At 74.2% G+C, this 26,149-nt stretch carries 27 protein-coding genes; 4 read left to right on the plus strand and 23 right to left on the minus strand.

Annotated elements, in window-relative coordinates; genetic code table 11:
• Nucleotides 1-12: 12 nt before the first annotated feature.
• From frr to rpsB, 4 genes are all read right to left on the minus strand, one after another.
• The gene (gene frr, locus CFP66_RS30620) at nucleotides 13-570 is read right to left on the minus strand and encodes a ribosome recycling factor (protein ID WP_094928697.1); all 558 of its coding nucleotides are present in this window, start codon (nucleotides 568-570) and stop codon (nucleotides 13-15) included.
• Complete coding sequence (pyrH, locus tag CFP66_RS30625) at nucleotides 567-1,355, minus strand: UMP kinase (RefSeq protein ID WP_094928698.1); 789 nt, start codon at nucleotides 1,353-1,355, stop codon at nucleotides 567-569. Before pyrH ends, frr begins: the two co-directional genes overlap by 4 nt.
• A gap of 31 nt (nucleotides 1,356-1,386) precedes the next feature.
• Nucleotides 1,387-2,205, minus strand: a complete 819-nt coding sequence (gene tsf / locus CFP66_RS30630) for a translation elongation factor Ts (RefSeq protein WP_094928699.1) — start codon at nucleotides 2,203-2,205, stop codon at nucleotides 1,387-1,389.
• Nucleotides 2,206-2,294: 89 nt separating this feature from the next.
• Nucleotides 2,295-3,197, minus strand: coding sequence for a 30S ribosomal protein S2 (rpsB, locus tag CFP66_RS30635; protein ID WP_094928700.1), 903 nt, complete (start codon nucleotides 3,195-3,197; stop codon nucleotides 2,295-2,297).
• Nucleotides 3,198-3,519: 322 nt separating this feature from the next.
• Here rpsB and CFP66_RS49400 point away from each other — a divergent pair, with 322 nt between their 5' ends.
• Entirely contained in the window at nucleotides 3,520-4,128 is a 609-nt protein-coding gene (locus CFP66_RS49400; RefSeq protein WP_233159849.1) for a M23 family metallopeptidase, read from the plus strand.
• Nucleotides 4,129-4,137: 9 nt separating this feature from the next.
• Here CFP66_RS49400 and CFP66_RS30645 read toward each other — a convergent pair whose 3' ends face one another.
• The 12 genes from CFP66_RS30645 to CFP66_RS30700 all read right to left on the minus strand — a co-directional run bounded on the left by CFP66_RS30645 (nucleotide 4,138) and on the right by CFP66_RS30700 (nucleotide 13,677).
• Nucleotides 4,138-4,977, minus strand: coding sequence for a FliA/WhiG family RNA polymerase sigma factor (locus CFP66_RS30645; RefSeq protein WP_094928702.1), 840 nt, complete (start codon nucleotides 4,975-4,977; stop codon nucleotides 4,138-4,140).
• Entirely contained in the window at nucleotides 4,952-5,866 is a 915-nt protein-coding gene (locus tag CFP66_RS30650; protein ID WP_094928703.1) for a tyrosine-type recombinase/integrase, read from the minus strand. The genes CFP66_RS30645 and CFP66_RS30650 overlap by 26 nt, the downstream gene beginning before the upstream one ends.
• A gap of 31 nt (nucleotides 5,867-5,897) precedes the next feature.
• On the minus strand, nucleotides 5,898-7,052 hold the full coding sequence (dprA, locus tag CFP66_RS30655) for a DNA-processing protein DprA (RefSeq protein WP_094928704.1): 1,155 nt from the start codon (nucleotides 7,050-7,052) through the stop codon (nucleotides 5,898-5,900).
• Entirely contained in the window at nucleotides 7,049-8,557 is a 1,509-nt protein-coding gene (locus tag CFP66_RS30660) for a YifB family Mg chelatase-like AAA ATPase (RefSeq protein ID WP_094928705.1), read from the minus strand. The genes dprA and CFP66_RS30660 overlap by 4 nt, the downstream gene beginning before the upstream one ends.
• Entirely contained in the window at nucleotides 8,557-8,913 is a 357-nt protein-coding gene (locus tag CFP66_RS30665) for a YraN family protein (RefSeq protein ID WP_094928706.1), read from the minus strand. The genes CFP66_RS30660 and CFP66_RS30665 overlap by 1 nt, the downstream gene beginning before the upstream one ends.
• Before the next feature lie 112 nt (nucleotides 8,914-9,025).
• Nucleotides 9,026-9,349, minus strand: a complete 324-nt coding sequence (locus CFP66_RS30670; protein WP_094928707.1) for a DUF2469 domain-containing protein — start codon at nucleotides 9,347-9,349, stop codon at nucleotides 9,026-9,028.
• Entirely contained in the window at nucleotides 9,346-10,215 is an 870-nt protein-coding gene (locus tag CFP66_RS30675; RefSeq protein ID WP_094928708.1) for a ribonuclease HII, read from the minus strand. The genes CFP66_RS30670 and CFP66_RS30675 overlap by 4 nt, the downstream gene beginning before the upstream one ends.
• A 39-nt stretch (nucleotides 10,216-10,254) precedes the next feature.
• On the minus strand, nucleotides 10,255-11,172 hold the full coding sequence (lepB, locus tag CFP66_RS30680; RefSeq protein WP_369805214.1) for a signal peptidase I: 918 nt from the start codon (nucleotides 11,170-11,172) through the stop codon (nucleotides 10,255-10,257).
• Between the two features lie 300 nt (nucleotides 11,173-11,472).
• Entirely contained in the window at nucleotides 11,473-11,832 is a 360-nt protein-coding gene (rplS, locus tag CFP66_RS30685) for a 50S ribosomal protein L19 (RefSeq protein WP_094928709.1), read from the minus strand.
• Nucleotides 11,833-11,966: 134 nt separating this feature from the next.
• Nucleotides 11,967-12,719, minus strand: a complete 753-nt coding sequence (trmD, locus tag CFP66_RS30690) for a tRNA (guanosine(37)-N1)-methyltransferase TrmD (protein WP_094928710.1) — start codon at nucleotides 12,717-12,719, stop codon at nucleotides 11,967-11,969.
• Between the two features lie 158 nt (nucleotides 12,720-12,877).
• The gene (locus CFP66_RS30695) at nucleotides 12,878-13,450 is read right to left on the minus strand and encodes a Clp protease N-terminal domain-containing protein (protein ID WP_094928711.1); all 573 of its coding nucleotides are present in this window, start codon (nucleotides 13,448-13,450) and stop codon (nucleotides 12,878-12,880) included.
• A gap of 11 nt (nucleotides 13,451-13,461) precedes the next feature.
• Entirely contained in the window at nucleotides 13,462-13,677 is a 216-nt protein-coding gene (locus tag CFP66_RS30700; RefSeq protein WP_094928712.1) for a helix-turn-helix domain-containing protein, read from the minus strand.
• 138 nt (nucleotides 13,678-13,815) lie between these two features.
• Here CFP66_RS30700 and CFP66_RS30705 point away from each other — a divergent pair, with 138 nt between their 5' ends.
• Together CFP66_RS30705 and CFP66_RS30710 are read left to right on the plus strand one after the other, a co-directional pair.
• Nucleotides 13,816-16,911 (plus strand): AAA family ATPase, encoded by a 3,096-nt coding sequence (locus CFP66_RS30705; protein WP_094928713.1) that lies wholly within the window; start codon nucleotides 13,816-13,818, stop codon nucleotides 16,909-16,911.
• A gap of 93 nt (nucleotides 16,912-17,004) precedes the next feature.
• On the plus strand, nucleotides 17,005-18,375 hold the full coding sequence (locus tag CFP66_RS30710) for an FAD-binding oxidoreductase (RefSeq protein WP_094928714.1): 1,371 nt from the start codon (nucleotides 17,005-17,007) through the stop codon (nucleotides 18,373-18,375).
• On the opposite strand, the gene CFP66_RS30715 is transcribed toward CFP66_RS30710, so the two are convergent.
• Nucleotides 18,347-19,072 (minus strand): TetR/AcrR family transcriptional regulator C-terminal domain-containing protein, encoded by a 726-nt coding sequence (locus tag CFP66_RS30715; RefSeq protein ID WP_094928715.1) that lies wholly within the window; start codon nucleotides 19,070-19,072, stop codon nucleotides 18,347-18,349. The two genes, CFP66_RS30710 and CFP66_RS30715, sit on opposite strands and share 29 nt — an antisense overlap.
• 35 nt (nucleotides 19,073-19,107) lie before the next feature.
• Here CFP66_RS30715 and CFP66_RS30720 point away from each other — a divergent pair, with 35 nt between their 5' ends.
• Nucleotides 19,108-20,574: an FAD-dependent monooxygenase gene (locus CFP66_RS30720; RefSeq protein ID WP_094928716.1), complete on the plus strand. Its 1,467-nt coding sequence runs from the start codon at nucleotides 19,108-19,110 to the stop codon at nucleotides 20,572-20,574.
• A gap of 319 nt (nucleotides 20,575-20,893) precedes the next feature.
• Here the strand turns inward: CFP66_RS30720 and rimM are convergent, their stop codons facing one another.
• The 6 genes from rimM to ffh all read right to left on the minus strand — a co-directional run bounded on the left by rimM (nucleotide 20,894) and on the right by ffh (nucleotide 26,146).
• Entirely contained in the window at nucleotides 20,894-21,442 is a 549-nt protein-coding gene (gene rimM, locus CFP66_RS30725) for a ribosome maturation factor RimM (RefSeq protein WP_094928717.1), read from the minus strand.
• The gene (locus tag CFP66_RS30730; protein WP_094928718.1) at nucleotides 21,420-21,659 is read right to left on the minus strand and encodes an RNA-binding protein; all 240 of its coding nucleotides are present in this window, start codon (nucleotides 21,657-21,659) and stop codon (nucleotides 21,420-21,422) included. Before CFP66_RS30730 ends, rimM begins: the two co-directional genes overlap by 23 nt.
• Nucleotides 21,656-22,102, minus strand: coding sequence for a 30S ribosomal protein S16 (rpsP, locus tag CFP66_RS30735; RefSeq protein ID WP_094928719.1), 447 nt, complete (start codon nucleotides 22,100-22,102; stop codon nucleotides 21,656-21,658). The genes CFP66_RS30730 and rpsP overlap by 4 nt, the downstream gene beginning before the upstream one ends.
• A 190-nt stretch (nucleotides 22,103-22,292) precedes the next feature.
• Nucleotides 22,293-23,366 carry a CPBP family intramembrane glutamic endopeptidase gene (locus tag CFP66_RS30740; RefSeq protein WP_233159850.1) on the minus strand — a complete coding sequence of 358 codons (1,074 nt, stop codon included), beginning with the start codon at nucleotides 23,364-23,366 and terminating at the stop codon, nucleotides 22,293-22,295.
• A 137-nt stretch (nucleotides 23,367-23,503) separates the two neighbouring features.
• Complete coding sequence (locus CFP66_RS30745; protein ID WP_094928720.1) at nucleotides 23,504-24,580, minus strand: amidohydrolase family protein; 1,077 nt, start codon at nucleotides 24,578-24,580, stop codon at nucleotides 23,504-23,506.
• Nucleotides 24,581-26,146 carry a signal recognition particle protein gene (gene ffh, locus CFP66_RS30750; protein ID WP_094928816.1) on the minus strand — a complete coding sequence of 522 codons (1,566 nt, stop codon included), beginning with the start codon at nucleotides 26,144-26,146 and terminating at the stop codon, nucleotides 24,581-24,583. It lies immediately after the preceding gene.
• Nucleotides 26,147-26,149: the final 3 nt, after the last annotated feature.

The raw sequence follows: 26,149 nt of genomic DNA on the forward strand, positions 1-26,149 counted from the left end.
AGGCGGTCACCGTCAGACTTCGAGCAGCTCGGTTTCCTTGTGCTTCACCAGGTCGTCGACCTGGTGGACGTAGCGGTCGGTGGCGCTCTGCAGTTCCTTCTCGGCGCGCCCGACCTCGTCCTCACCCGCCTCGCCGTCACGGACGATGCGGTGCAGCTCGTCCATCGCCTTGCGGCGGATGCTGCGGATGGTGACGCGCGCGTCCTCACCCTTGGCGCGCGCCAGCTTCACCATCTCGCGGCGCCGCTCCTCGGACAGCTGCGGGATGACGATGCGGATGATCTGCCCGTCGTTGCTCGGGTTGAGCCCGAGGTCGGAGTTGCGGATCGCGGTCTCCAGCGCCTTGAGCTGGCTCGCGTCGTAGGGCTTGATGACAGCCATCCGCGCCTCGGGCACGTTGATGGACGCGAGCTGGTTGATCGGGGTCATCGCGCCGTAGTACTCGACCGCCACGCGGGAGAACATGTTGGGCGTTGCGCGCCCGGTGCGCACGGAGGCCAGGTCGTCCTTGGCGACGGCGACCGCCTTCTCCATCTTCTCCTCGGCGTCGAAGAGCGTCTCGTCGATCACGGCCTGTCCCTGCCTTCCTGCCCAGATCCATGTTCCCAGCCCGGGGTGCTGACCAGGGTGCCGATCCTCTCACCCCGCACGGCGCGGGCGATGTTGCCCTCCGCGAGCAGGTTGAACACGATGATCGGCATCTTGTTGTCCATGCAGAGGCTGAACGCGGTGGCATCGGCCACCTTCAACCCCTGCTCCAGCACCTCGCGGTGGGTGATCTCGTCGTACAGCTTGGCGTCGGGATCGATCTTGGGGTCGGCGGTGAAGACCCCGTCGACGCCCTTCGCCATCAGCACGACCTCGGCCCCGATCTCCAACGCCCGCTGCGCCCCTGCGGTGTCGGTGGAGAAGTACGGCATGCCGACGCCGGCGCCGAAGATCACGACGCGGCCCTTCTCCAGGTGCCGGATCGCGCGGCGGGGGATGTAGGCCTCCGCGACCTGCCCCATCGTGATGGCGGTCTGGACGCGGGTGTCGACGTGGTGCTCGCGCTCGAGGAAGTCCTGCAGCGCGAGGCAGTTCATGACGGTGCCGAGCATCCCGATGTAATCCGCGCGGGCGCGGTCCATGCCGCGCTGCTGCAGCTCCGAACCGCGGAAGAAGTTGCCCCCGCCGATCACCACGGCGACCTGCGCGCCGGTGGCGACGACCTCGGCGATCTGGCGGGCGATGGTCTCGACCACCCCCGGATCGACCCCGACCGCCCCGCCGCCGAACATCTCGCCGCCGAGCTTGAGCAGTACGCGGCGGAAGCCGGGGCCGGAGCCGTCGAAGCCGATCCGTGGTGAGGTCATCGTGTCCCGTCAGTCGTGGGTGTCGCGCCGATCAGGCGTGGCCGACCTCGAAGCGGGCGAACCGCGTGACGGTGATGCCCGCCTCGTCGAGGAGCTGCTTCACCGTCTTCTTGGACTCGTCGAGCACCGAGACCTGCTCGAGCAGGACCGAGTCGCTGTAGAACTTCTTGACCTTGCCCTCGACGATGCGCGGAACGATCGCCTCCGGCTTGCCCTCTTCCTTGGCCGCGACCTCCGCCTCCCGGCGCGTGGCGTCGAGCACCTCCGCCGGCACCTCCTCGCGGGTGGTGAACTGCGGCCCCGCGGCGGCGATGTGCATCGCCACGCTGCGCGCGGCGTCGACATCCGAACCGTCGTACGCGACGAGCGTGCCGATCGCCGGCGGCAGGTCGGTGGAGCGGCGGTGCAGGTAGAGGACCACCGGCCCGTCGATGTGCACGTACTGCTTGATCTGGAGCTTCTCGCCGATCCGGCCGGCGAGCGACTGCACCGCGTCGGCCACCGTGCCGCCGTCGAGCGGCGCGGCCTTCAGCGCCTCCAGGTCTGCGGGCTTCTGCTCGAGCGCCACCTGCAGGACGGCGTCGGCGAGCTTCTGGAAGTCGGGGCTCTTCGCCACGAAGTCGGTCTCGCTGTTGAGCTCGATCATCGTGCCACCGGATGCTGCGACCAGACCGTTGGTCGTGGTGCGCTCGGTACGCTTGTCGACCGACTTCGCGCTCTTCTCGCGCAGCGCCTCGACAGCCTCCTCGATGTTGCCGTCCGACGCCTCGAGCGCCTTCTTGCAGTCCATCATCCCGGCGCCGGTGAGCTCCCGGAGGTTCTTGATGTCGGCGGCGGTGTAGTTCGCCATGATGGTGCCTTTTCGTCCGTTTCTCGTGGGCGGGGCGGAGGTCGGGCTCCGCCGCAGGGCCGGTGCGCCCGGCCCTGCGGCGGCAGCGATCAGCTCGCGGTCTGCTGCGTGCCGTTGCTGGTGGAGGCCGGTGCGGCCTCGACGGCCGGGCTGGGCGACTCCGCGGCCTGGCCGGCGGCGGTGAGGCTGGCGCCGTCGGACCCGGCACCCTCGGTGAGCAGGTTCTGCTCCCACTCGGCCAGCGGCTCGTCGGTGCCGACGCCCGCCTCCGGCTTGTCCTCCGCGTCGCCGCCGCGGGCCCGCGCCGAACGCGCCATGAGGCCGTCGGCGGCAGCACGCGCGATCACCTTGGTGAGCAGCGCGGCCGAGCGGATCGCGTCGTCGTTGCCCGGGATCGGGAAGTCGACCTCGTCGGGGTCGCAGTTGGTGTCCAGGATGGAGACCACCGGGATGCCCAGCTTGCGGGCCTCGCCGACGGCGATGTGCTCCTTCTTGGTGTCCACGATCCACACCGCGCTCGGCACCTTGGTCATGTCGCGGATGCCGCCGAGGGTCTTCTCGAGCTTGGTCTTCTCGCGGGTCAGCATGAGGATCTCCTTCTTGGTGCGACCCTCGAAGCCCCCCGTCTGCTCCATCGACTCGAGCTCCTTCATCCGCTGAAGGCGCTTGTGCACGGTCTGGAAGTTGGTGAGCATGCCGCCCAGCCAGCGCTGGTTGACATACGGCATGTTGACCCGGCCCGCCTCGTCGGCGATGGCCTCCTGCGCCTGCTTCTTCGTGCCGACGAACATGACCGTGCCGCCGTGGGCGACGGTCTCGCGGACGAACTCGTAGGCCCGGTCGATGTACGACAGGGTCTGCTGCAGGTCGATGATGTAGATGCCGTTGCGCTCGGTGAGGATGTAGCGCTTCATCTTCGGGTTCCAGCGCCGGGTCTGGTGCCCGAAGTGCACGCCGGAATCCAGCAACTGCTTCATGGTGACGACGGCCACGGCCGGTACTCACCCTCTCGTCGGGCGCGACCGCTGTGCGGTCCCGCATGCGGTTTCGCGGAGCGCCGGTCGGCGGCACCGCCCTGGCGTGGCGCCGGTGGCCGGACCCGGGAGGCCCGGGACCGCCCGTCCACCGCTCCCGCTCGAGGCGGGTGCGCGCACGCGCGAAGTCACCCCGACCCAGTCGAGGTGCAGGTCGAGTGTACGCCGCGGGCCCGGTCGCCCCGACGCCGCATCCCGCGGCCGTCCACCTCGGCGCGGCGCCGTCCACAGGCGACGGGCACGGGCACCACGGCGCGTCCGGACGGGAGAGGCTGCGGGCGTGGACGGACGGGTGCGGCGCGGAGCCGTCCTCCTCGTGCGGCTCGCCGTCGTGGCCCTCCTCGCCGCCACCGGGACCGGGGCCACGCAGGCCCCCGCGCCCGGGCAGGCGCCGCCCGCGGGCCCGCCCGGTGCGGGAGTGCCCGCCCCGGGCGCACGCTATGCGTGGCCGCTGCTGCCACCGCCCGAGGTCGCCGCGCCCTTCCGGGCTCCCGGGCACCGGTACGGGCCGGGGCACCGCGGCGCCGACCTCACCGGCGCCGCCGGGCAGGCCGTGCTCGCCGCCCGCGCGGGCACCGTGGTGTTCGCCGGGCCGGTGGCCGGTCGCGCCGTGGTGTCCGTCCAGCACGACGACGGGCTGCGCACGACCTACGAGCCGGTGCGCCCGCTCGTGGCCGCGGGCGCCGTCGTGCGGGCGGGCGACGTCCTCGGGCGGCTCGAACCCGGCCATCCCGGCTGCGCGCCCGCCACCTGCCTCCACTGGGGTGTGCGGCGCGGGCGGCTGGACTACCTCGACCCGCTCGTGCTGCTGCGCCCGCCGCACGTGCGGTTGCTGCCGGTGCCGACGCCGTGGCCCGCGGTCGCGCTCGTCGCGGGTGTCCTGCCGTGAGGCGGTGGCTCAGCCGGCCGCCAGTTCCTCGAGCCGCCCGCGCAGGCGCCCGACCAGCCGGGTGTGCAGCTGGCAGACCCGCGACTCGGTCACGCCGAGCAGCCGGCCGATCTCGGCGAGCGTGCGGTTCTCGAGGTAGTACAGCCGCACCACGGCCCGGTCGCGCTCACCCAGCTGCGCGACCGCCTGGGCGAGCTGGCGCAGGGTCTCGGTGGTCTGCACGACGGTCATCGGGTCAGGGGCGGCCTCGTCGGCCAGCACCTCCGACACGCCACTGCTGTTCTCGTCCAGCGCCTCCACGCTGATCAGCTGCACCTGGCGGCTGCCCGAACGCAGCTCGTGGACGCCGACGCCGACCTCCGCGGCGAGCTCACCGTCGGTGGGCGCCCGCAGCAGGCGCGCCTCGAGGCGTTCCTGCGCACGGTCCAGCTCGCGGGCCCGCCCCCGGACGGTGCGCGGCACCCAGTCCTGCGCGCGCAGCTCGTCGATGATCGCTCCGCGGATGCGCGGGACCGCGTAGCTCTCGAAGCGGGGGCAGCGCTCGGGGTCGAAGCGCTCGATGGCATCGATCAGGCCGAAGACCCCGCACTGCACCAGGTCACCGACCTCGACGTAGGAGGGCAACGCGCTCCCCAGCCGGTGCGCGACGGCCCGCAGGAGCGGCGAGTAGTGCACGACGAGACGGTCACGCAACGCACGGCTGGGCTCGGCCAGGAACTCCTCCCACAGCTCGTCGACCGATGCCGGGGCGGCCGGCCGCACCGCCACCTGCACGACCGGGCCGGGTAGCGCTCTGAGCTGCGCCGAAGGGGCCTGTACGACGTTATGCCCTCGGGTGCGCCTGCTCATGAACCACCTTCAGCCGCTCGACCGTCACCTGCGTGTAGAGCTGAGTGGTTGCTAGCTTAGCGTGACCGAGTAACTCCTGTACGTAACGGAGGTCCGCGCCGCCCTCGAGCATGTGCGTTGCCGCAGCGTGGCGCAGGCCATGGGGCCCCACATCCGGCGCGCCGGGCACCGCGGACAGCGCCCCGTGCACGATCCCGCGCGCGACCCGCGTGTCGAGCCTGCCGCCCCGCACACCGAGCAGCAGCGCGCGCGGCGATCCGGGCCGCGCCAGCGCCCCGCGGCCCCGCGCCAGCCACCGTCGCAGCGCGTCGGAGGCGGGGACACCGTAGACGACGGTGCGCTCCCGGTCGCCCTTCCCGACGACCCGCAGCGCGCGCCGTTCACCGTCGACGTCGTCCAGGTCGAGGGCGCACAGCTCGGCGACGCGCACCCCGGTGGCGTAGAGCATCTCCAGCACCAGCAGGTCGCGCAGTGCCACCGGTTCGTCCTCCGCCGCCCCGCTGCCGGCGGCGTGGAGCACGGCGGCGGCCTCCTCGGCGGTGGGGACCTCGGGGACCGCGTGCCGTGGTCGGGGTGACACGAGCCGCGCACCGGAGTCGGAGGGCAGCCGTCCGGTGCGGTGCGCCCACGCGCTGAAGGTGCGGGCGGCCGCCGCGCGCCGGGCCAGCGTGGCCCGGCCGAGCCCCGCCGCGTGCCCGGCGGCCAACCAGCGGCGCAGCAGGGGCAGATCGACCTCGTGCAGGTGGCCGACGCCCGCGAGCAGACCCGCGAGATCGCTGCGGTAAGCCCGCACGGTGTGCGCCGAGCGACCCTGCTCCAGCGCCAGGTGCCTCAGGAACGCGTCCAGTGCTGCCGCCGGCTCGGGCGCGATCTCCAGCGAGGGCGACATCGCCCGACCGTGCGCGCACCCGGACCCGTGGTCAAGCACCGGCCGCGCGTGTCGAGGCCGCCTGCGCTGCGGGGCAGCGGCGCCAGCGGCCGTCCCGATGCTCCACGAGCCCCCGGCGCTCCAGCGCGACGAGGGCCGACCGCACCGCGCCGATCGGCACCCCGGACTCGAGCGCGAGCCAGCGCGAATCGCGGGCGACGCGCGCCGGCAGCGCGTCGTGGACGCGGGCGGCCGCCGCGTCGAGCCCGTCGGTGACGCGGGCGGCTCCGGCCTCCAGCGGCTCGGCGAGGTGCACCCCCATCGGCGCCACTGCCTCCAGCACCTCCTCGGTGCGCGTGACCAGCAGCGCACCGTCCCGGACGAGACGGTGACAGCCGGCCGACAGGCCCGATGTGACCGCACCGGGCACGGCCATCACCGGCCGGCCGAGCGAGGCGGCGTCGGAGGCGGTGCGTTGCGCACCGCTGCGCAGCGCCGCCTCGACGACCACGGTGCCCCCGGCGAGGCCCGCGATGATCCGGTTGCGCACGAGGAAGCGGTGCCGCGCAGGCACGCTGCCCGGTGGGTACTCGCTCACGACGAGCCCACCGGCGGCGATCCGCTCCAGGAGCAGCTGGTGCGACGCGGGATAGGGGCGCTCGACGCCGCAGGCGAGCACCGCCGTGGTGGGCCCATCGACGGCGAGGGCACCCCGGTGCGCGGCGCCGTCGACACCGATGGCGGCACCGGAGACGACCGTGTAACCACGGTCGGCGAGCCCGGCGCCCAGCTCGCCCGCCACGTGGAGGCCGTAGCTCGTGGCCGCGCGCGCCCCCACGACGGCCACCGCCCGCCCGCTGAGCGTGCGGAGCACGCCGCTCCCGCGCACCCAGAGCGCGAGCGGCGGCGCCAGCTCCGCCACCCCGGCCGCATCGAAGGCCTCGAACGCATCGGCGGGCCACTCGTCGTGCTCCGGAACTAGCAAGCGCGCCCCGGCCGCGGCGGCGGCCGCGAGATCCGCGTCCTCGCGGTGCACCGCCCGGCGCACCCCGGTCTCCCCCGCCACCTGCTCACCGACCCGGCCGGCGTGCACCCACTCCGCCGCCTCCACGGGCCCCACCTCGGCCACGAGCTCGGCCAGCGCGGGGGCGGGCGGCTCGGCGACCCGGGACAGGTACGCCCGCGCGCGCAGGAGCCGCACGTTCATGCCGCCCTCCGGTCCCGGAAGTACAGCGCGGTCTCGATCAGGTCCTCGTCGGGCCGATCGCGCCCGCCCAGGTCGGCCAAGGTCCAGGCCACCCGCAGCGCGCGATCGGCCCCCCGCGCGGTGAGCTCCCCCGCGCGCAGCCCGGCGTCGAGCGGGCGCACGACCGGCCGGGGCAGCGCGAACCGCGTGCGCAGGACCGGACCCGGCACCTCCGCGTTGGTGCGCCAGCCGAACGCCGACCAGCGCTGCGCGGCGGCAGCCCGGGCGGCATGCACGCGGGCCCGGACCGTGGCGGTGTCCTCGCCCTCTCCGGACGCCGCGGAGAGCGCCGTGACCGGGAACATCCGGGCGCGCAGGTCGACGCGGTCGAGCAGCGGACCCGACAGCCGGCCCAGGTAGCGCCGCCGCACCAGCGACGGGCAGACGCAGTCGCGGTCGTGTGCCGGCGCGCAGGGGCACGGGTTGGCCGCCAGCACGAGCTGGAACCGCGCCGGGTAGGCAACGGTGCCCTCGGCCCGGGCCAGCCGCACCTCGCCCTCCTCCAGCGGGGTGCGCAGGGCATCGAGCATGGCCGCTCCCCACTCCGGCGCCTCGTCCATGAACAGGACGCCGAGGTGGGCCAGCGACACCGCGCCGGGCCGGGCGAGCCCGCTGCCCCCGCCCACGAGCGCGGCCATCGAGCTGGAGTGGTGGGGCGCCACGAAAGGCGGGACCGTGCTCAGCGCGTCGCCTCCGGGCAGCCGACCCGCGACCGACCGGACGGCCGCGAGCGCGAGCGCCTCCTCCGCACCCAGCCGCGGCAGCAGACCGACGAAGCGCTGCGCGAGCATGGTCTTCCCGGTGCCCGGCGGCCCCACCAGCAGCACGTGGTGACCGCCGGCCGCGGCGATCTCCATGGCGTGCCGCGCGTCGTCCTGGCCCACGACGTCGGCGAGGTCGAGCGGCTGCACCACCTCGTCGTGGACGACCGGACCCGGCCTGTGCAGGGCGTGGCCGTGCTGCAGGAACGCCAGCACCGCGTCGAGGCCGGCCGCCCCGTGCACCTCGATGCCCTCCACGAGGGCGGCCTCGGTCAGTGCGGACTCGGGCACCACGGCCCGCTCCATCCCGGCCGCGCGCGCCGCGAGCAGGCACGGCAGCACGCCGCGGACGGGCCGCAGCCTGCCGTCGAGCGCCAGCTCCCCGAGCAGGACGGTGCGATCGAGCGCGGCCTGCGGCAGGACCTCCTTCGCGCCGAGCACGGCACAGGCGAGCGCCAAGTCGAATGCGCTGCCCGCCTTGCGCAACGTGGCCGGTGAGAGAGCCAGCACGATCCGCTGGTTGGGCCATTTCTGATCGCTGTTGACGATGGCCGCGCGGACGCGGTCCTTCGACTCGTGCAACGCGGCGTCGGGCAAGCCGACCAGGTGGAACCCCGGCAGCCCGTCCCCGACGTCGGCCTCGATCTCGACCACGTGCCCGTCGACGCCGAGCAGGGCCACCGAATGCGCGCGTGCGAGCGGCATCAGAACGCCGCCTCGTAGTGCTGGACCGCGACCGGCGCGCCGGGCTCGGCCACCACGGCGAGCACGTCGAACCGGATCTCGCACCAGCGGACCCGGTGTGCCGCGAGCCAGGCCTGGGTGATCAGCCGGATGCGGGCCGCCTTGCGCCGGTCGACCGCTTCGGCCGGCGCCCCGAACCGCGTGCTCGAGCGCGTCTTGACCTCGCACACGACCAGCCGGGCGGAATCGGTGGCGACCAGGTCGAGCTCGCCGTGGCGGCACCGCCAATTGCGGGACAGGACCACCAGTCCCTGCTGCTCGAGGTACTTCGCCGCGAGGTCCTCACCGCGGCGCCCGAGCTCGTCCTTCGCTGCCATACCGACAACGATCGGCCAGGTGGGCGGCGCGGGACAGCCCGATCGGAGAACTGTGGACAGCCGGGAGGCGAGGTGGACAACTCGCCCCGGCCGACGCGGAACCGTCGCAGGCCTACGGGCCGAACTGGTCGCCCTCCGGGAGCCGCAGGTCCGGCTTGTCCAGCTCCTCCACGTTGACGTCCTTGAACGTCAGTACCCGGACGTTCTTCACGAACCGCGCGGGCCGGTACATGTCCCACACCCACGCGTCGGACATCCGCACCTCGAAATAGATCTCCCCGTCGGCGTTGCGCGCGGCAACGTCGACCGAGTTGGCCAGGTAGAAGCGACGCTCCGTCTCCACGACGTAGGAGAACTGGGCGACGATGTCCCGGTACTCCTTGTAGAGCGTGAGCTCCATCTCGGTCTCGTACTTCTCGAGATCCTCGGCGCTCACGGTGCTACCCCTCCTCCGACACCGTCGGACGTCCCGACGACGAGCGCCCCATTGTGGACCAGACCCTCCGCGAGGTCCTCGGCGAGCCCCGACTCGATGGTGTCGTCCCCCATCTGGTCCAGGATCTCCTCGTCCGACGGCGCGGCGGGCGGCCGCAGCCCGTCGCGGGCCGCGCGGACGTTGACGAACGAGTAGCGGTGCACCCGGCTCGGGCCGTGCACGAGCATGGCCTCGTCGTGCACCGGCGTGCAGTAGCCCTTGTGCTCGGCGAAACCGTACTCGGGGAACTCCGCGTCGAGCCCAACCATGATCCGGTCCCGGGTGACCTTCGCCAACACCGACGCGGCCGCCACGCACGCCGCGACCTGGTCGCCCTTCTGCACCGCCAGCGCGGGGCTGCCGAACCCCCGTACCGCGAACCCGTCGGTCAGGACGTAGCCCGGCCGGTCGCTCAACCCGGCGACGGCCCGGCGCATCCCCTCGATGTTCGCCACGTGCACACCGCGGCGGTCGACCTCCTCGGGCGGGATGACGACCACGGCCGCATCCTGCGCACGGCGGGTGATCAGCGCGTAGTACTCCTCGCGCGCCGCCGCCGTGAGCAGCTTGGAGTCGGTCAGCCCCTCCAGCCGCTTGGCGTCGCCCGGCCGCAGGACGCAGGCGGCCACCACCAGCGGGCCGGCGCATGCGCCCCGCCCGGCCTCGTCGACGCCCGCGACCGGCCCCAGACCGTGCCGGTGCAGGGTGCTCTGCAGGGTCCAGCTGCCCGACCGGCGCACCACGGCGCGGGTCGGGCGCAGTTCGGGCGGCAGGGTGGGGCGCACAAGGCGGCGCGGGCGCCTGCGGGCTACGGGTCGTGCGGCCATCGGGAAGCAGTGTCCGCCAGGTGTCCGGGAGGCACGCGCTCAGGGTCGCCGGTGCGGGAGGAACTCCGGGTCTGCCGCCTGCCGGCGACGGCGGGCCACGGCCGGCGGCAGCGTGCCGACCAACCCGAGGGCGATCGGAGCGCCGGCCCCCGCACCCATGCCGACGGCCGTGGACTGCGGGTCGTCCGCCGCGATCCACCCGAACCGGTCGAACGGCAGCACGACCAGCCGGGCCAGCCCGATGACGTTCTCCACCGGCACGGCGCCGTGGTCGGGCACCCGCGAGTCGGCCGAGTTGTTGCGGCTGTCGCCCATCATCCACAGGTGCCCCTCGGGGACCGTGACGGGCCCGAACGGTGCCTGCTTGGGCGGGCCGGCCTCGGGGAGGTAGTAGACGTAGGGCTCGTCGAGCTGTTCGCCGTCCACCATGACCTGGCCGCGCGCGTCGCAGCACTGCACGGTCTGGCCGCCGACGGCGATGATCCGCTTGACGAAGTCCTTCTCGTCCGGCGGGGCGAGCCCGATCAGGGACCCGAACAGCTGCAGGCCCTGCACCACGGCGTTGCCCGGCTCCGCGACGTCGACCTCGCTGCTCCAGCTCTCCGGGCCGCGGAACACCACGACGTCACCCGGAGCGGGGTCGGTGAACCGGTAGGTGATCTTGTCGACGAGCACGCGGTCGTTGTTGCACCCGGTGCAGCCGTGCAGCGTGGTCTCCATCGACCCGGACGGGATCACGTAGACCTTCGCGAGGAACGTCTGGATCAGGAACGTGAGCACCAGCGCCGTGACGATGAGGATCGGCAGTTCTTTCCAGAACGTGGGGCGCCGCCGCCGGCCGGGGCGGACCTTGCGGCCACTCGCCTCCACCTGCTCGCGGTACTCCGACGCCGGCCGCCCCTCCGGGGACGCGCCCGCACGACGGCGGTGCCGCCCCGGTGCCTCCGCATCGCCCAGCAGGTCACCGTGGACGATGGTGGGCTCGTCGTCAGCGGGATCGGGGCGCCCGGACCCGAGCTGCGGCGCCGGGTGAGCACCGTTCGGTCCCGGTGGCGGCGCGCCGTTCAGCGGGCGTGCACCACCGACCGGCCCGCCGGGAGGCATCCCGTTCGGAGCCCCCGGCCGCGGACCGGAGCGTCCCGCCGGTGGGTAGGGGTGGCGACCCTCGCCGGGCTCGAACCGAGGGGGCACCCGACGGTCGTCGGGGAGCTCGGGGAGGGCCACGCCCACGAGGCTACGGCAACCGCTGTAGCGCGGTCAGGACGCGGACGGGGTCTCGCGCTTCTCCTTGATCTTCGCGGCCTTGCCGCGCAGATCACGCAGGTAGTAGAGCTTGGCGCGGCGCACGTCGCCGCGGGTGAACAGCTCGATCTTGTCGATGTTCGGGGAGTGCACCGGGAAGGTGCGCTCGACGCCGACACCGAACGAGACCTTGCGAACGGTGAAGGTCTCGCGGGCCCCGGCCCCCTGGCGCCGGATGACGACGCCCTGGAAGACCTGGATGCGGGAGCGGCTGCCCTCGATGACCTTCACGTGCACCTTGAGCGTGTCGCCCGGCCGGAAAGCGGGGATGTCGGAGCGCAGCAGCTGTGCGTCCAGTGCGTCCAGGGTGTTCATCGCGAAGATCCGTCCTCGGTGATAGCGGTCGTGCAGGGGCGCCGTTCGTACCGTTGAGCCTCGAGGCGCCGGGCAGGGCCCGTCGGGCGCGGGCAACCAGTCCATGATGCCAGACGCGGGATCGGCCGGTGAAATCACCCGTCCTGCAGTGACGCGAGGAAGGCCAGGTCGGCCTTGTCGAGGGCGCCCTCGGGCAGGGCGGCGAGCAGGTCGGGCCGTCGCAGCGCGGTGCGTTCCAGGGCACGGTCGCGTCGCCACCGGGCGATCGCCGCGTGGTTGCCGCTGCGCAGCACCTGCGGGACGGCGAGGCCGCGCCACGTCTCGGGCCGGGTGTAGGCCGGGCCCTCCAGGAGCCCGTCGGAGAACGAGTCCTGCTCCGCAGAGGCCGGGTTGCCGAGCACGCCGGGCAGCAGCCGCACGACGGCCTCCACCATGACCAGCACGGCCGCCTCGCCGCCGACGAGCACGTAGTCGCCGATGCTCACCTCGTCGACCGGGAGGCCGCGGCCGCGTGCGTCGTCGACGACGCGCTGGTCGATGCCCTCGTAGCGCCCGCACGCGAACAGCAGCCGCTCCTCGCCGGCCCACTCCTGCGCGGTGGCCTGGGTGAACGGCCGCCCCGCGGGCGTGGGGACGACGATCCGCGGCGCCCGCCGGTCCCGGGCGAGCACCGCGTCGAGGGCCTCGCCCCACACCTGCGGGCGCATCACCATGCCGGGGCCGCCGCCGTAGGGCGCATCGTCCACGGCCTGGTGGACGTCGTGGGTCCAGTCCCGCAGGTCGTGCACGTCCAGGTCGACGAGCCCGCCCGCGATCGCCCGCCCCAGCAGCGCCTCGCGCAACGGGGTCAGGTAGCCGGGGAAGATGGTGACCACGTCGATCCGCACGCACGGATGCTCCCAGCAGCCCCGACCCCGGCCGCGATACCCCTCCGACCGCGACATGCCCACGCCCACACCCCAACTCGCGGGAGGTGCGCCCCGACTCGCGGGGTGGGTCGCCCCACTCCCGCGAGTCGGGGCCTGGGTGCGGGGGTGTCGCGGTGTCAGCCGGCCTTCCGGTTGCGCACCAGCCGCTCCACGATCGCGCGGGCCGGTTCCAGCCGCACCCCTCGCGCGGCCAGGACGTGGTGGGCGGCCCCGCCCTCGGTGTGGATCAGCCCGAGCAGGATGTGCGCGGCGCCGATGCGGTCGTGCCGCAGGTGGACCGCCTCGCGCAGCGCGAGCTCGAGCGCCTTCTTTGCCTGGCCCTCGAAGGGGATGTGGCCGAGGAGGCGACCTGGACTCCCGCCTGCGGCGGCCCGCGTGCGGTCGAGCGCGCCCGGTCCGAACGCCTCCTCGACCTGGCGGCGCACCTCGTCGAGGTCGATCCCGATCGCGGACAGCGCATCGGCGTCGAGCGCCGGGGCCGTGCCGGGGCGGAGCCGGTCGATGTCGCGCAGCACGTCGGCCTCGTCGACGCCGAGCTCGTCGAGCACGGCGAGCGCCAGGTCGTCCCGCACCATGTAGATCGCGGCGAGCAGGTGCTCGGTGCGGATCTCGTCCGCCGCCCGCGTCCGCGCCTCTTCCTGGGCATCGACGACGACCTTGCGGGCCTCGCCGGTGAACCGTTCGAACATCTTCGTCCCCCTCAGAACCCGTACCGGCGGTACTTCTTGTGCACGGCCTGGCGGCTCACGTGCAGCGCTTCCGCGATCTGTTGCCAGGACCAGCCCTGGGACCGCGCGTTCGAGACCTGCAGCTCCTCCAGCGACTCCAGCAGTCCCCGCAGGGACGCCACCGCCGCCAACCCGACGGCCGGGTCCCTGCTGGACGCCGCCGCCGCGACCTTCGTGGCATCGCTCATGCCGTCAACCTACGTTGACACTTCGCATCCGTCAACCTGAGTTGACGCCCTCGGCCGCTGCGCCGAACGGCCGTTGCCCGTCCGCCGGTTCAGCGGTGCACTTGACCGCCAGCCACCCGCCCACCGCCGAGGACCACCGTGCCCGCACCGAACGCCACCCGCGCGACCCGCCGCCGGACCCCGTCCGGCGTCAGCCACGCGCGCCTGGTGCTCCGCTGCCTCGGCGAGGCGAGCGCCACCCTCGACGGGCGGACGGTGCCGGAGCTCACCGCGCCGCGCATGCAGCGCCTGATCGCGCGGGTGGCGCTCGCCCGGGACGCGGGCGTGCCCCGCGACCGCCTGGCGGGCGAGCTCTGGCCGGACTCGACCGCCGCCCAGGCCCGGACCAACCTGCGCAAGCTGCTCCACGACCTCCGCCGCGCCCTCCCCGCACCGGGCGCGGTCGTCGACGCCGACGCGCGCACGGTCCGCTGGTGCGCCGACCGCTCCGCGTGGCTCGACGTCCTGGCGTTCGACGCCGCCGCCACCGGCGGGGACCCGGCGGCGGCGGTGCGCTGCTACGGCGGTGACCTGCTGCCGGCGTGCGACGACGAGTGGGTGGTCGCCGAGCGGGAGCGGCTGCGTCTCCTGGCCGTCGACGCCTGCGCCGGGCTCGCGGTCCACGCCGACGCCGAGCACCGCGACGCCGACGTCGTGACCTATTCGCGCCTGCTGCTCGGGATCGACGCCCTGCACGAGCCCACCTGCCGGCTGCTGATGCGCACACTGGCTCGGCGCGGCGAGCGGAGCGAGGCGCTGCGCGTGTACCAACGCCTCGCCGAGACGCTGGCCGGCGAGCTGGGCGTCGCGCCGGAGCCCGCGACGGCCGCGGTCGCCGCGCGGCTGCGCGCGACGGCCCCGACGGCCCCCGCCGGACCGGACCTGGTGGGTCGAGCGGCCGAGTGGCGGGCGGTCCGCGACACGTGGGGCGTCGCCGCGGCGGGCAGCGCCCGCCTGCTGCTGGTCACCGGCGAGGCGGGCATCGGCAAGTCGCGCCTCGTCGAGGAGTTGGCGCGGCGCGCGGCCGCGGAGGGTCATGCGGTGGCAGGCGGCCGGGCCTACGAGGCCGGTGGTCGCCCGCCGTGGGGCCCGGTGGTCGACTGGCTGCGGTCCGAGCCCGTGCGGGCCGGCCTCGACGCGCTCGGCGATGTCTGGCTGGCCGAGCTCGCGCGGTTGCTCCCCGAGCTCCGTCCGGCGCACCCGCAGCTGCCGGACGGGCCACCGGCCACCGACGTCGGTCGCCGCCACCACCTGCTCGACGCCGTCCGCCGCGGCCTCCTCGCCACGGGCCGGCCCCTGCTGCTCGTCGTCGACGACCTGCAGTGGTGCGACGCGGACACGATCGACCTGTGCGGCTACCTCGTCCGCTGCGCGCCGTCGGCTCCGCTGCTGGTGGCGGGCACGGCACGCGACGACGACGACGCGGGCGCGCACGCCGTGGCGCGCCTGCGCCGCCACCTCGCCCCGGCCGGCGCCGTCACGACGATCCCCCTCGGGCCCCTCGGCGCCGTGGCGGTCGCCGAGATGGCGACCCAGGCCGGCCGGCGCCTGCGTCCGGACGCGGTCGCCCGGCTCTGGCGGGAGACCGAGGGCAACCCGCTGTTCGTCCTCGAGGCCGTGCGGGCCGGGTTCGGCACCGGTCCGGCCGCGCGGGTCGCGCTGACACCGACCGTGCACGCCGTGATCACGGCCCGCCTGGACCGCCTCTCGCCGGGAGCCCGGGCACTCGCCGAGATCGCGGCGACGATCGGCCGCGAGTTCACCACGGCGGTCCTCGCCACCGCGGCCGGGCGGAGCGAGGACGAGCTGACCGGCGACCTGGACGAGCTCTGGCAGCACCACGTCATCCGCGAGCGCGGCCAGGCGTTCGACTTCAGCCACGACCGCCTCCGCGAGGTCGCGCTGCAGCTGATCAGCCCCGCCCGCAGGCGGCGGCTGCACCGCCGGGTCGCCGAGGCCGTCGAGCTGCACCACGCGGCCGACCTCGATCCGGTCAGCGCCCGCCTCGCGATCCACTGGACCTGCGCGGGGCTCGCCTCCCGCGCCGTCACGGCCTACGAGCAGGCGGCGCGCCACGCCCACCGGGTCTTCGCCCTCGACGACTGCATCGACCTGCTGGAGCGCGCGCTGCGGCTGCTCGACGAGTCGGCGCGTGGCGCGGGCCGCGACGAGGTGGAGCTGCGGCTGCGCTCGGCGCTCGGGGTGCCGCTGGTGGCCCGTCGCGGCTACGGCGCGCCGGAGGCCCTGCGCTGCTACGAGCGCGCGCTCACCCTGCACCGCAAGCTCGGCCGCCGTCCGGGGCCCGCGGTGCTGCGCGGCCTCGCGCTGCACGCCGTGGCCACCCTCTCGTTCGACCGGGCGCAGGAGAAGGGCCGGGAGCTCCTCGCCGCGGACGCCACCGACTCGACCGCGCGCACCGAAGGCGAGTACGTGCTCGGTGTCACCGCCTTCTGGCGGGGCGAGTTCGCCGCCGCGGAGCACCACCTCCGGGCCGCCATCGGCTCCTACCGCATCGAGGACGCCCCGCTGCACGTGGCGCGCTACGCCCAGGACCCGCTGGGGGTGTGCTCGTCCCGGCTGGCCCTCACCCAGCTCTTCCGCGGCCGGCCGGCGGACGCGGCCGCGTCGATGCAGGAGGCCCTGCGGGTCGCTGCGGAACTGGACGATCCCATGACCACGGGATACGTCCGCGCATTCGACGCGATCCTCGTCGCGCTCGAGCCCCGGGGACGGGACCTGCGCGCCGCCGTCGACGCGCTGGACACCGCCACGCACGCCATGCACATCGGCTACTTCGCGATCGTCGCGCAGTTCCTGCGGGGATGGTGCGACGTCCTCGACGGGGACCTCGGTGGCGTCGACGTGATCCGCAGGGCCACCGACCGGCTCCGGCAGGACCAGCCGCTGCACCTGACCCTCGGGCTGAGCCTGCTGGCCCGCGCCCACCTGCGCGCAGGCGACCCGCGCGCCGGGTCGGCGGTCGTCGCCGAGGCCGTGGCGCGCACCACCGCGAGCGGCCAGCGCTACCTGCTCGCCGAGCTCCTCCGCATCGACGCGGAGCTGCGGGCGGCCACGGGCGACCGGGCCGGCGCGCGGCGCAGCGCCCGCGGCGCGATCGACGAGGCCGTGGCCGCGGACGCGCCGTGGTTGCGCGACCGCGCCGCCGCGACCGCCCGGCTGGTCGGGGACGGCTGATCGGGGACGGCTGATCGGGAACGGCTGATCGGGAACGCTGCGGGAACGCACCGTCGGGCATCGTCTCGCCTCCAGCCGACCGCAGGAGGGGACATGACCACCATCGCCGAGCTGCGCGAACAGGTGCGCGGGCCCGTGATCGAGCCGGACGACGACGGCTACGACGAGCACCGCCGCGTCCACAACGGCGTGCACGACCGGCGCCCCGCGCTCATCGTCCGGGCCGCGGCGACCGCCGACGCCGTCGCGACCGTGAACTACGCCCGCGACGCAGGCCTGGATCTCGCGGTGCGCGGCGGCGGGCACAGCGCACCCGGGTACGGGACGTGCGACGGCGGCGTCGTGCTCGACCTGTCCCTGATCAACAACGTGTTCGTGGACCGGCTGAAGAGGACCGCCCGCACCGGCGGCGGCGCCACGTGGGGCGACTTCAACCACGCCACCCACGCCTTCGGCCTCGCCACCACCGGGGGCATCATCTCGACCACCGGCGTGAGCGGCCTGACGCTGGGCGGCGGGGTCGGGTACCTCGCCCGCGGCTGCGGGCTGTCGTGCGACAACCTCGTCGGCGCCGAGGTGGTCACCGCCGACGGTCGCATCCTCGTCGCGAGCGAGCACGAGAACGAGGACCTGCTCTGGGCGCTGCGCGGCGGTGGGGGCAACTTCGGCGTCGTCACGTCGATGGAGCTCGCCCTGCACGACGTCGCGACGATCTACGGCGGCCCCATGCTGTTCGAGGTCGAGGACGCACCGGCGGTGATGCGCGCCTACGACGAGTACATCCAGGAGGCACCCGAGCAGCTCGGGGCGTTCTTCGGCTGGCAGATGGCCCCGCCGTTGCCGTTCATCCCGCAGGACCGGCACGGGGACATGTTCTGCGTGGTCGTCACGTGCTGGAGCGGCCGGCCGGAGCAGGGCGAGCAGGCGATCAAGCCGTTCCGCGACGCCGCGCAGGTCAAGGCCGAACACGTCGGCCCGATGCCCTACCCCGCTCTCAACTCGGCGTTCGACGGGCTGTTCTACAAGGGGATGCGCCAGTACTGGAAGGCCGACTTCGTCCGGGACCTCCCCGACGAGGCCATCGCGGCCCACGCCCAGCACGGGCCGCCGACACCGACCCTCACCTCGACGATGCACCTCTACTCGATCAACGGCGCCCCGTCCCGGGTCGGTCCCGAGGAGACGGCTTTCGGGCACCGCGACGCGCGGTACGTGATGGTCATCGGCGCGTTCTACGACACGCCGGCCGAGGACGAGGGCGCCGTCCGGTGGGCCCGGGACTACTACGACGCGGTCCACCCCTACGCCGGGACGGAAGGGGGGTACGTCAACATGCTGTCGGAGGACGAGGGCCGCGTGCCGCAGAACTACGGGCGCAACTACGACCGGTTGCGGCGCATCAAGGCCGCCTACGACCCGGACAACCTCTTCCACCTCAACCAGAACATCGCGCCGATGGCGTGATCTCGCCGGCGATCCCGTCGAGCAGCCAGCCGAGGATCCGCTCGAACGACTGCGGTGCCGGTTCGAGGTGGGCGGGGTCGTTGGCCCAGCGGATGAAGTGCGGGTGGCGCCCCTCCTCGGTGATCCGCTGCAGGTAGGGCCGGGCGGCCGCGGCGAGGTCCGCCTCGCCGGGCAGCCCGGCCCGCTCGCGCATCGCCCGCTCCTCGAGCAGCGCGAGCCCGGAACCGAACACGTGACCCAGGACCGTGTTGATCGCGCCCATCCGTTCCGCCGCGCCGAGGTCGAACTCCTCCAGCGCGGCGAGGGCGGTGTCGTAGACGGCGAGCGCGTGGGGGCCCAGCGGCGGGCGGCTGAACGCGAGCCGGGCGAACCACGGGTGGCGCTGCACGGCCTCCCAACCGGAGGTGCCGAGCCCGTGCAGGCGCTCGCGCCAGCCGCCCGGCGGGACCGAGATCTCGCCGTACACCTCGTCGACCATGAGGTCGGTCAGGCCCTCCTTGCTGCCGACGTAGCGGTAGAGCGACATCGGGGTGCGGGAGCCGACCAGGGCTGCCACCGCGCGCATCGTCACCTCGCCGCGGAGGTCGGCGTCGGCCAGCGCGATCGCGGCGGCCACGATCCGCTCCCGGCTGAGCTGCTCTCCGCGCGGGGGATCCGGCTCGTCGAACCACACGAGGCCACCGGGTCGGGGGGTCATTGCGGCATCCTACCGGCGCGTGTACAACGTACACTGTGAATGTACACCGTACACGCGAGACGGACGTGCTCGTCGTCGGCGGCGGGCTGGTCGGGCTCACCACCGCGCTGGTCCTGCGCCACCACGGCGCGGCCGTCACGCTCGTCGAGACGCGGTCGACGACCTCGGCCCAGCCGAAGGCCCGCCGCTTCCACGTCCGGAGCATGGAGGTCTTCCGCGAGCTCGGGCTCGCCCCGACCGTGCACGAGGCCGCCCGCGACCTGGCGGGCCACGACCACATGGCGCTCGGGCGGACCCTCGCCGAGGCCGAGCAGCAGCCCCTGTGGCGGCCGGGCGGCGCCGACGGTGTCGACGTGAGCCCGGAGCCGCCCTGCCTCCTCGCCCAGGACGCACTCGAACCGGTGCTCCGCGACGCCGCCGCCGACGCGGGCGCCGACATCCGGTTCGGCACGGCCCTCACCGGGTTCGACCAGGACGGCAGCGGCGTGCGGGCGGACCTGCAGGGGCGCCCGCTGCGGGCGCGCCACCTCGTGGCCGCGGACGGGGCGCGCAGCAGCGTGCGCGCGGCGCTCGGGATCGGGCGCTCGGGACGCGGCGCGATCGGGGATCCGAGCGTGAGCGTCTACTTCCGCGCCGACCTCGCCGACGTCGTGCGCGGACGCGAGTTCAACCTCTGCCGGATCGAGCACCCGGACGCCCCCGGCGCGCTCGCCTCCGTCGACGGGCGGTCCCGCTGGGTGTTGCTGACGGCGGGGACGCGCACCGATCGGGACTGGCCCGCCTTCCTGCGCACCGCTCTCGGCGTACCCGCCGCGGACCTGGAGGTGCTGAGCGTGCTGCCGTGGCAGGCGGAGATGCTCGTGGCCGACCGCTACTCCGCGGGCCGGGTGCACCTCGCGGGCGACGCGGCCCACGTGATGCCGCCCTTCGCGGCGATGGGCGCCAACACCGGAATCTCCGATGTCCACGAGCTCGGCTGGAAGCTCGCGGCCGTGCTCCGCGGCGACGCGGCGCCCGCACTCCTGGACAGCTACGACGCCGAACGCAGGCCGGCCGGCTGGTTCACCGCGGACCAGTCCACCCGGCGGGCGACCGACCCGGGCGCCGCGGACCTCGCGCACCCGTTCGTGCTGGCGGCGGGCGGCTACCAGTACCGGGACGGCGCCCTGCACCGCTCCCCCGGCGACGCGCACGACGTCGAGCCGGTCCACGAGTTCGCGCCGGCCGGCCGGGTGGGGACGCGGGTGCCGCACAGGTGGCTGGACGAGGCGCACACGCGCTCGACGGTCGACCTCGCCGGTCCCGGGTGGGCGCTGCTCGTGGCCGGCGACCCGCAATCGTGGGCCGCGGCCGCCCCGCTCCCCGTGCACCGCCTCGACGCCGACTTCCTGCCGTCCGGGCAGGCCCTGTTGCTGCGACCCGACGACGTGGTGGCGTGGCGCGGCACCGACGTCACCGCGCCACGACGGGTCCTGGAGGACCTGCTGCACCCGAGCGCCTGAGGCCCACACACCGACATCTGCGCTGCCACACCGACTGCAGTCGGTGCGCCAGCACCGGAGTCGATGCGCGAGCACCGGAGTCGGTGCGCGAGCACCGGAGTCGGTGCGCGAGCACCGGAGTCGGTGCGCGAGCACCGGAGTCGGTGCGCGAGCACCGGAGTCGGTGCGCGAGCACGAAATCGGTGTGCGACCTGCCGACCGGCGCCGGAACGGCGAGCGAGCGCTCACACACCGACATGCGCGCTCGCACACCGACTGCAGTCGATGCGCGAGCACCGAAGTCGGTGTGCGAGCTCGGTTCGCGGCCCGGCGCCGGGGGTCAGGCCGGGTCCAGGAGGCCTTCGGGCGGCGTCAGGACCAGCCGGCCGCCCGCCAGGTCGACGGTGGGGACGATGGCCTGCACGAACGGGACGAGCGCGTCCGTGCCGTCCGGGCGGGCCAGGACGAGCAGCTCCCCGCCCGGCCCGTGCACGACCTCGCGGACCGTGCCGGCGACGGTGCCGTCCTCCAGCTCGGCCCGCAGGCCCTCCAGCTGGTGGACGTGGAACTCCTCGTCGTCGGCGGGCGGCGCGATGGCGTCGGCCGCGACGAGGAGACGGGTGCCCCGCAGCGCATCGGCCGCGTCGCGGTCGGGCGCCTCGACGAACCGGACGATCAGGCGCCCGGAGTGCGGCCGGGCCGACTCGACGGTCAGCGTTCCGGCCGGCGCACCCGGCCGCTGCGCGATGAGGGACTCCCCGGCGGCGAACCGCTCGTCCGGGGAGTCCGTGTGCACGTCCACGACGAGCTCGCCGCGCAGGCCATGGGCCCGCACGGCGATCCCGACGAGGTACTCGGTGCCGCTGCTACCGGTCTGTGTCGACGACATCCACCCGCACACCCCGGCCACCGATACCGCCGACGACCGTACGCAGCGCGGTGGCGGTGCGACCGCCGCGCCCGATCACCTTGCCGAGGTCCTCGGGATGCACCCGGACCTCGAGGGTGCGACCGCGGCGCGTGGTGACGAGCTCCACCTGCACGTCGTCCGGGTGGTCCACGATGCCCCGGACGAGGTGCTCCAGAGCGTCCGCCAGGACAGTCACGATTCGGCGGGAGCCTCGGCGGCAGCGTCGGCGCTGTCGCCCTTCGCCCGGCGGTCGCTGCCCTTCTTGCGCGGCGTGGTGGCCTCGTTGGTGGGCGCCTCACCGGCGGCGGCGAGCGCGGCCTGGAAGCGGGCGAGCTTGTCGACCTTCTCCGGCTGCGGCTTGAGCGTGCCCTCGGCACCGGGCAGGCCCTTGAACTTCTGCCAGTCACCGGTGATCTTCAGCAGGTTCTCGACGGGCTCGGTGGGCTGTGCGCCCACGCCCAGCCAGTACTGCGCCCGCTCCGAGTCGACCTCGATCAGGCTCGGCTCGTTCTTCGGGTGGTACTTGCCGATGGTCTCGATCGCCCGGCCACTGCGGCGGTTGCGGGCGTCGGCGACGACGATGCGGTAGTACGGCTGGCGGATCTTGCCCAGCCTCATCAGCTTGATCTTGACGGCCACGCTGGTCGGTGCTCCTCGAGGATCGTGTGCTTCGGGTGGGTCCGCGCTGCTCGCGTGGGGGTACGGGCGGCGCGGTCCTCGCGTGTGTGGTGCGTCCGCGGCACGGATAGAGGGCCAGCCGCGGGGCCGATCGGCCATTCTGCCAGACCGCACCGCGATGCGCTCCGGCGCGTACCTCCGGGCTCGCGCACTAGAACGCGATGTTGCCGGTCATGGCGAGGAAGAGCACGACTCCCGGGAGGAAGTTGTTGATCTGGTGCGCGATGATGCTCGCGAGCAGGCGGCCGGTGTAGAGCCGCGCCAGCCCGATCGGGATCGAGATCACGAGCAGCAGCGGGGCGCGCTCGAGCTCGAAGTGGAACAGGGCGAACACCAGCGTGGTGACGCCGAAGCACATCCAGCGGTTGGCGCCGATCCGCTCCAGCGCACCCCACAGCAGGCCGCGGTAGAGGATCTCCTCGCACAGCGGCGCGACGATCACGACGAGCAGCGCGATACCCAGGGCGGCGGGCCACGCCGCACGCTGGCCGTCGAACGCCGTGCCGACGGCCGAGTTGACATCCGGGCCGACGATCGACACCCACACCATCGCCGCGACGGTCGTGACGAACAACCCACCGAGCCCGAAGGCGACCCCGGCGCCGACGTCGCGCCACGACCAGACGAGCCGCAGATCCTTCACCGGGCCGTTGCCCCGCAGGCGCGTGGCGGCGATCGCGACACCCGCGGCGACGAGGGTCGGCACGGCCACGGCGATGCCCAGCTGCGAGACGGACGGCGCCTCCGGGTCGATCAGGAGCACGCCGACGAGGAAGGAGCAGGCGAGGAACGCCAGCTCGGCGAGCGCGAACGCTCCGAGCCCCCACCGGTGGGTCCGGCGCGGCGCCGCCGGAGCGGGCTGCGGCGGAGACATCGGGGGCGGGCCGGCGCGGAAGCCGGGGGGCGGCATCGCTGCGCCGGTGGTCGGCGGGAACGGCGGCTGCTGCGGCATCGCAGCCTGCGGGAACGGCGGCTGCTGCGGCGGCGCAGCCTGCGGGAACGGCGGCATCGGCGGCCGGCCCTGCGGCCCGGCACCCGATGGCGCGTGGCCCACCGCCTGCGCGTCGGCGGGCCAGGGATCCGGATGGTGCCGGTGCCCGTTCACCTCGGCGTGCCCGTGCGCAGGGTCCGCGAGCCGCTCGACCGGGGCGCCTTCGGGTCGCGCGGGATCCGTGCCTTCCGGTTCCTCCGCACGTGATCGACCGTCACCCTGCACCGCTCCCACGCCCCCGACGCTACCGGCCGGTCAGGAACGCCGCCGCTCCCAGGCCCGACGGCCCGGGGCCCGCACACCGACTTCCGTCCTCCCACACCGACTGCAGTCGGTGTGCCGGCGCAGGATTCGGTGTGCGAGGCGGTCGGTCAGGTGCCGGCGTGCACCGGGCGGCCGCGGAGCACCACCAGGGCCGGTTCGTGCAGGACCGTCAGGTCGATGCGGGGATCGCGGCGGTAGACCACCAGGTCGGCGCGGGCGCCGGGTTCGAGACCGGGCCGGCCCAGCCATTCCCGCGCGTTCCAGCTCGCGGCGCCCAGCGCCTCCGTGGCGGGCAGGCCCGCGCGGTGCAGGGCGATGACCTCGTCGGCGAGGCGGCCGTGGGCGATGCCACCGCCTGCGTCGGTACCCGCGTAGACCGGCACCCCCGCCTCCACCGCCCGGCGGACGACCTCCGCCGCGCCGGCGTGCAGCCGCCGCATGTGGGCGGCGTAGGCGGGATAACGGACGGCTGCGTCGGCGATGCCCGGGAACGTCTCGACGTTGATCAGCGTGGGCACCAGCGCCGTGCCGCGCGCGGCCATCTCCGCGATCACGTCGTCGGTGAGCCCGGTGCCGTGCTCGATGCAGTCGATGCCGGCACGGACGAGCCCGGGGATCGACTCGGCGCCGAACACGTGCGCCGTGACGCGGGCGCCGGCCCTGTGGGCAGTGTCGATGGCCGTCGCAAGCACGTCGTCGGGCCAGAGCGGGGCGAGGTCGCCCGCGCCGCGGTCGATCCAGTCGCCGACGAGCTTGACCCAGCCGTCGCCCGCGGCCGCCTGCTCCGCGACGGCGTCGGGCAGCAGCGCCGGGTCGTCCAGCTCCTGGGCCACGCCCGCGATGTAGCGCTTGGGCCGGGCGACGTGCCGCCCCGCCCGGATGATCTCCGGGAGGTCGTCGCGCGCCTGCAGCGGTGAGGTGTCGATCGGCGAGCCGCAGTCGCGCACGAGCAGCGTGCCGGCGTCGCGGTCCACGCGGGCCTGCGCGTCGGCCTCCTCGAGGTCCACGCCGCCGCCGGAGCCGAGCCCGATGTGGCAGTGCGCGTCGACCAGACCCGGGACGATGAAACCACCGTCGACCAACGTCTCGGCGCCCCGCAACGGCTCACTCAGCCGCCCGGCACCGTCGATCCACAGCTCGACGGTCTCCTCACCGGGCAGCAGGACCCCGCGCAGCCGATACATCTACTTCCCCTTCGGGAACCTCAACTTGCTCGGGTCGAACCCGGGCGGCAGCTGGTCGAGCCCGGGGGGCATGTCGCGCAGCGACGCCGGGAGGCCCGAGAGGTCCGGCATGCCACCGCCGCCGGGGAGGCCTGCGGGGGCGCGCGGCGGCGTCGGACGGCTCTTGCCCTTCGACTTCTTGCCCTTGCGCCCCTTCGCCTGCTTCTTGGTGGCGCTGCGACTGCCGAAGCCGAACTGGCCCGCCATCTGCTTCATCATCTTCTTCGCCTCGAAGAAGCGGTTGACGACGTCGTTGACCTCGCTGACCGCGACGCCGGAGCCGTTGGCGATGCGCAGCCGCCGGGACCCGTTGATGATCTTCGGGTCGGCGCGCTCGGCGGGCGTCATGCCGCGGATGATCGCCTGCAGCCGGTCGAGCTGCGAGTCGTCGACCTGCGCCAGCGCGTCCTTCATCTGGCCCGCGCCGGGCAGCATGCCGAGGATGTTGCCGATCGGGCCCATCTTGCGGACCGCGAGCATCTGCTCGAGGAAGTCCTCCAGCGTGAGCTCGCCGCTGGAGATCTTGGCGGCGGTCTTGGCCGTCTGCTCCTGATCGAAGTGCTGCTCGGCCTGCTCGATGAGCGTGAGCAGGTCGCCCATCCCGAGGATGCGGCTGGCCATCCGGTCGGGGTGGAAGACGTCGAAGTCGGCGAGCTTCTCGCCGTTGGACGCGAAGAGGATCGGCTGGCCGGTGACCTCCCGGACCGACAGCGCGGCACCACCGCGGGCGTCACCGTCGAGCTTGGTGAGCACCACGCCGCTGAAACCGACGCCGTCGCGGAACGCCTCGGCCGTGGCCACGGCGTCCTGGCCGATCATGGCGTCGACCACGAACAGGGTCTCGTCGGGCTGCACGGCATCGCGGATGTCGGCGGCCTGGCGCATCAGCTCCTCGTCGACGCCGAGGCGGCCCGCGGTGTCGACGATGACGATGTCGTAGTGCTTGTCGCGGGCGTGCGCGACACCGCGGCGGGCGACGTCGACCGGGTCGCCGACGCCGTTGCCGGGCTGCGCTGTCTGACCGGTCGCTGACGCGCCCGGATGCGGGGCGAACGTCGTGGCGCCCGCGCGCTCCCCGACGATCTGCAGCTGGTTGACCGCGTTGGGTCGCTGCAGGTCGCACGCCACCAGCAGCGGGGTGTGGCCCTGGTTCTTCAGCCAGTGCGCGAGCTTGCCCGCGAGGGTGGTCTTGCCGGAGCCCTGCAGGCCGGCGAGCATGATCACGCTCGGCGGCTCCTTGGCCAGCCGGATGCGCCGGGTCTCGCCACCCAGGACCGCCACCAGCTCGTCGTTGACGACCTTGACGACCTGCTGGGCCGGGTTCAGCGCACCGGAGACCTCCGCGCCCTTCGCCCGCTCCTTGACCCGCGTGATGAACCCGCGGACCACCGGCAGCGCGACGTCGGCCTCCAGCAGCGCGATGCGGATCTCGCGCGCGGTCGCGTCGATGTCGGCGTCGGAGAGGCGCCCCTTGCCCCGGAGGTTGGCGAGGGTGCCGCTGAGGCGCTCGGAGAGGGTGTCGAACACCCC

Source organism: Pseudonocardia sp. MH-G8 (genome assembly GCF_002262885.1).
Taxonomy (GTDB): domain Bacteria; phylum Actinomycetota; class Actinomycetes; order Mycobacteriales; family Pseudonocardiaceae; genus Pseudonocardia.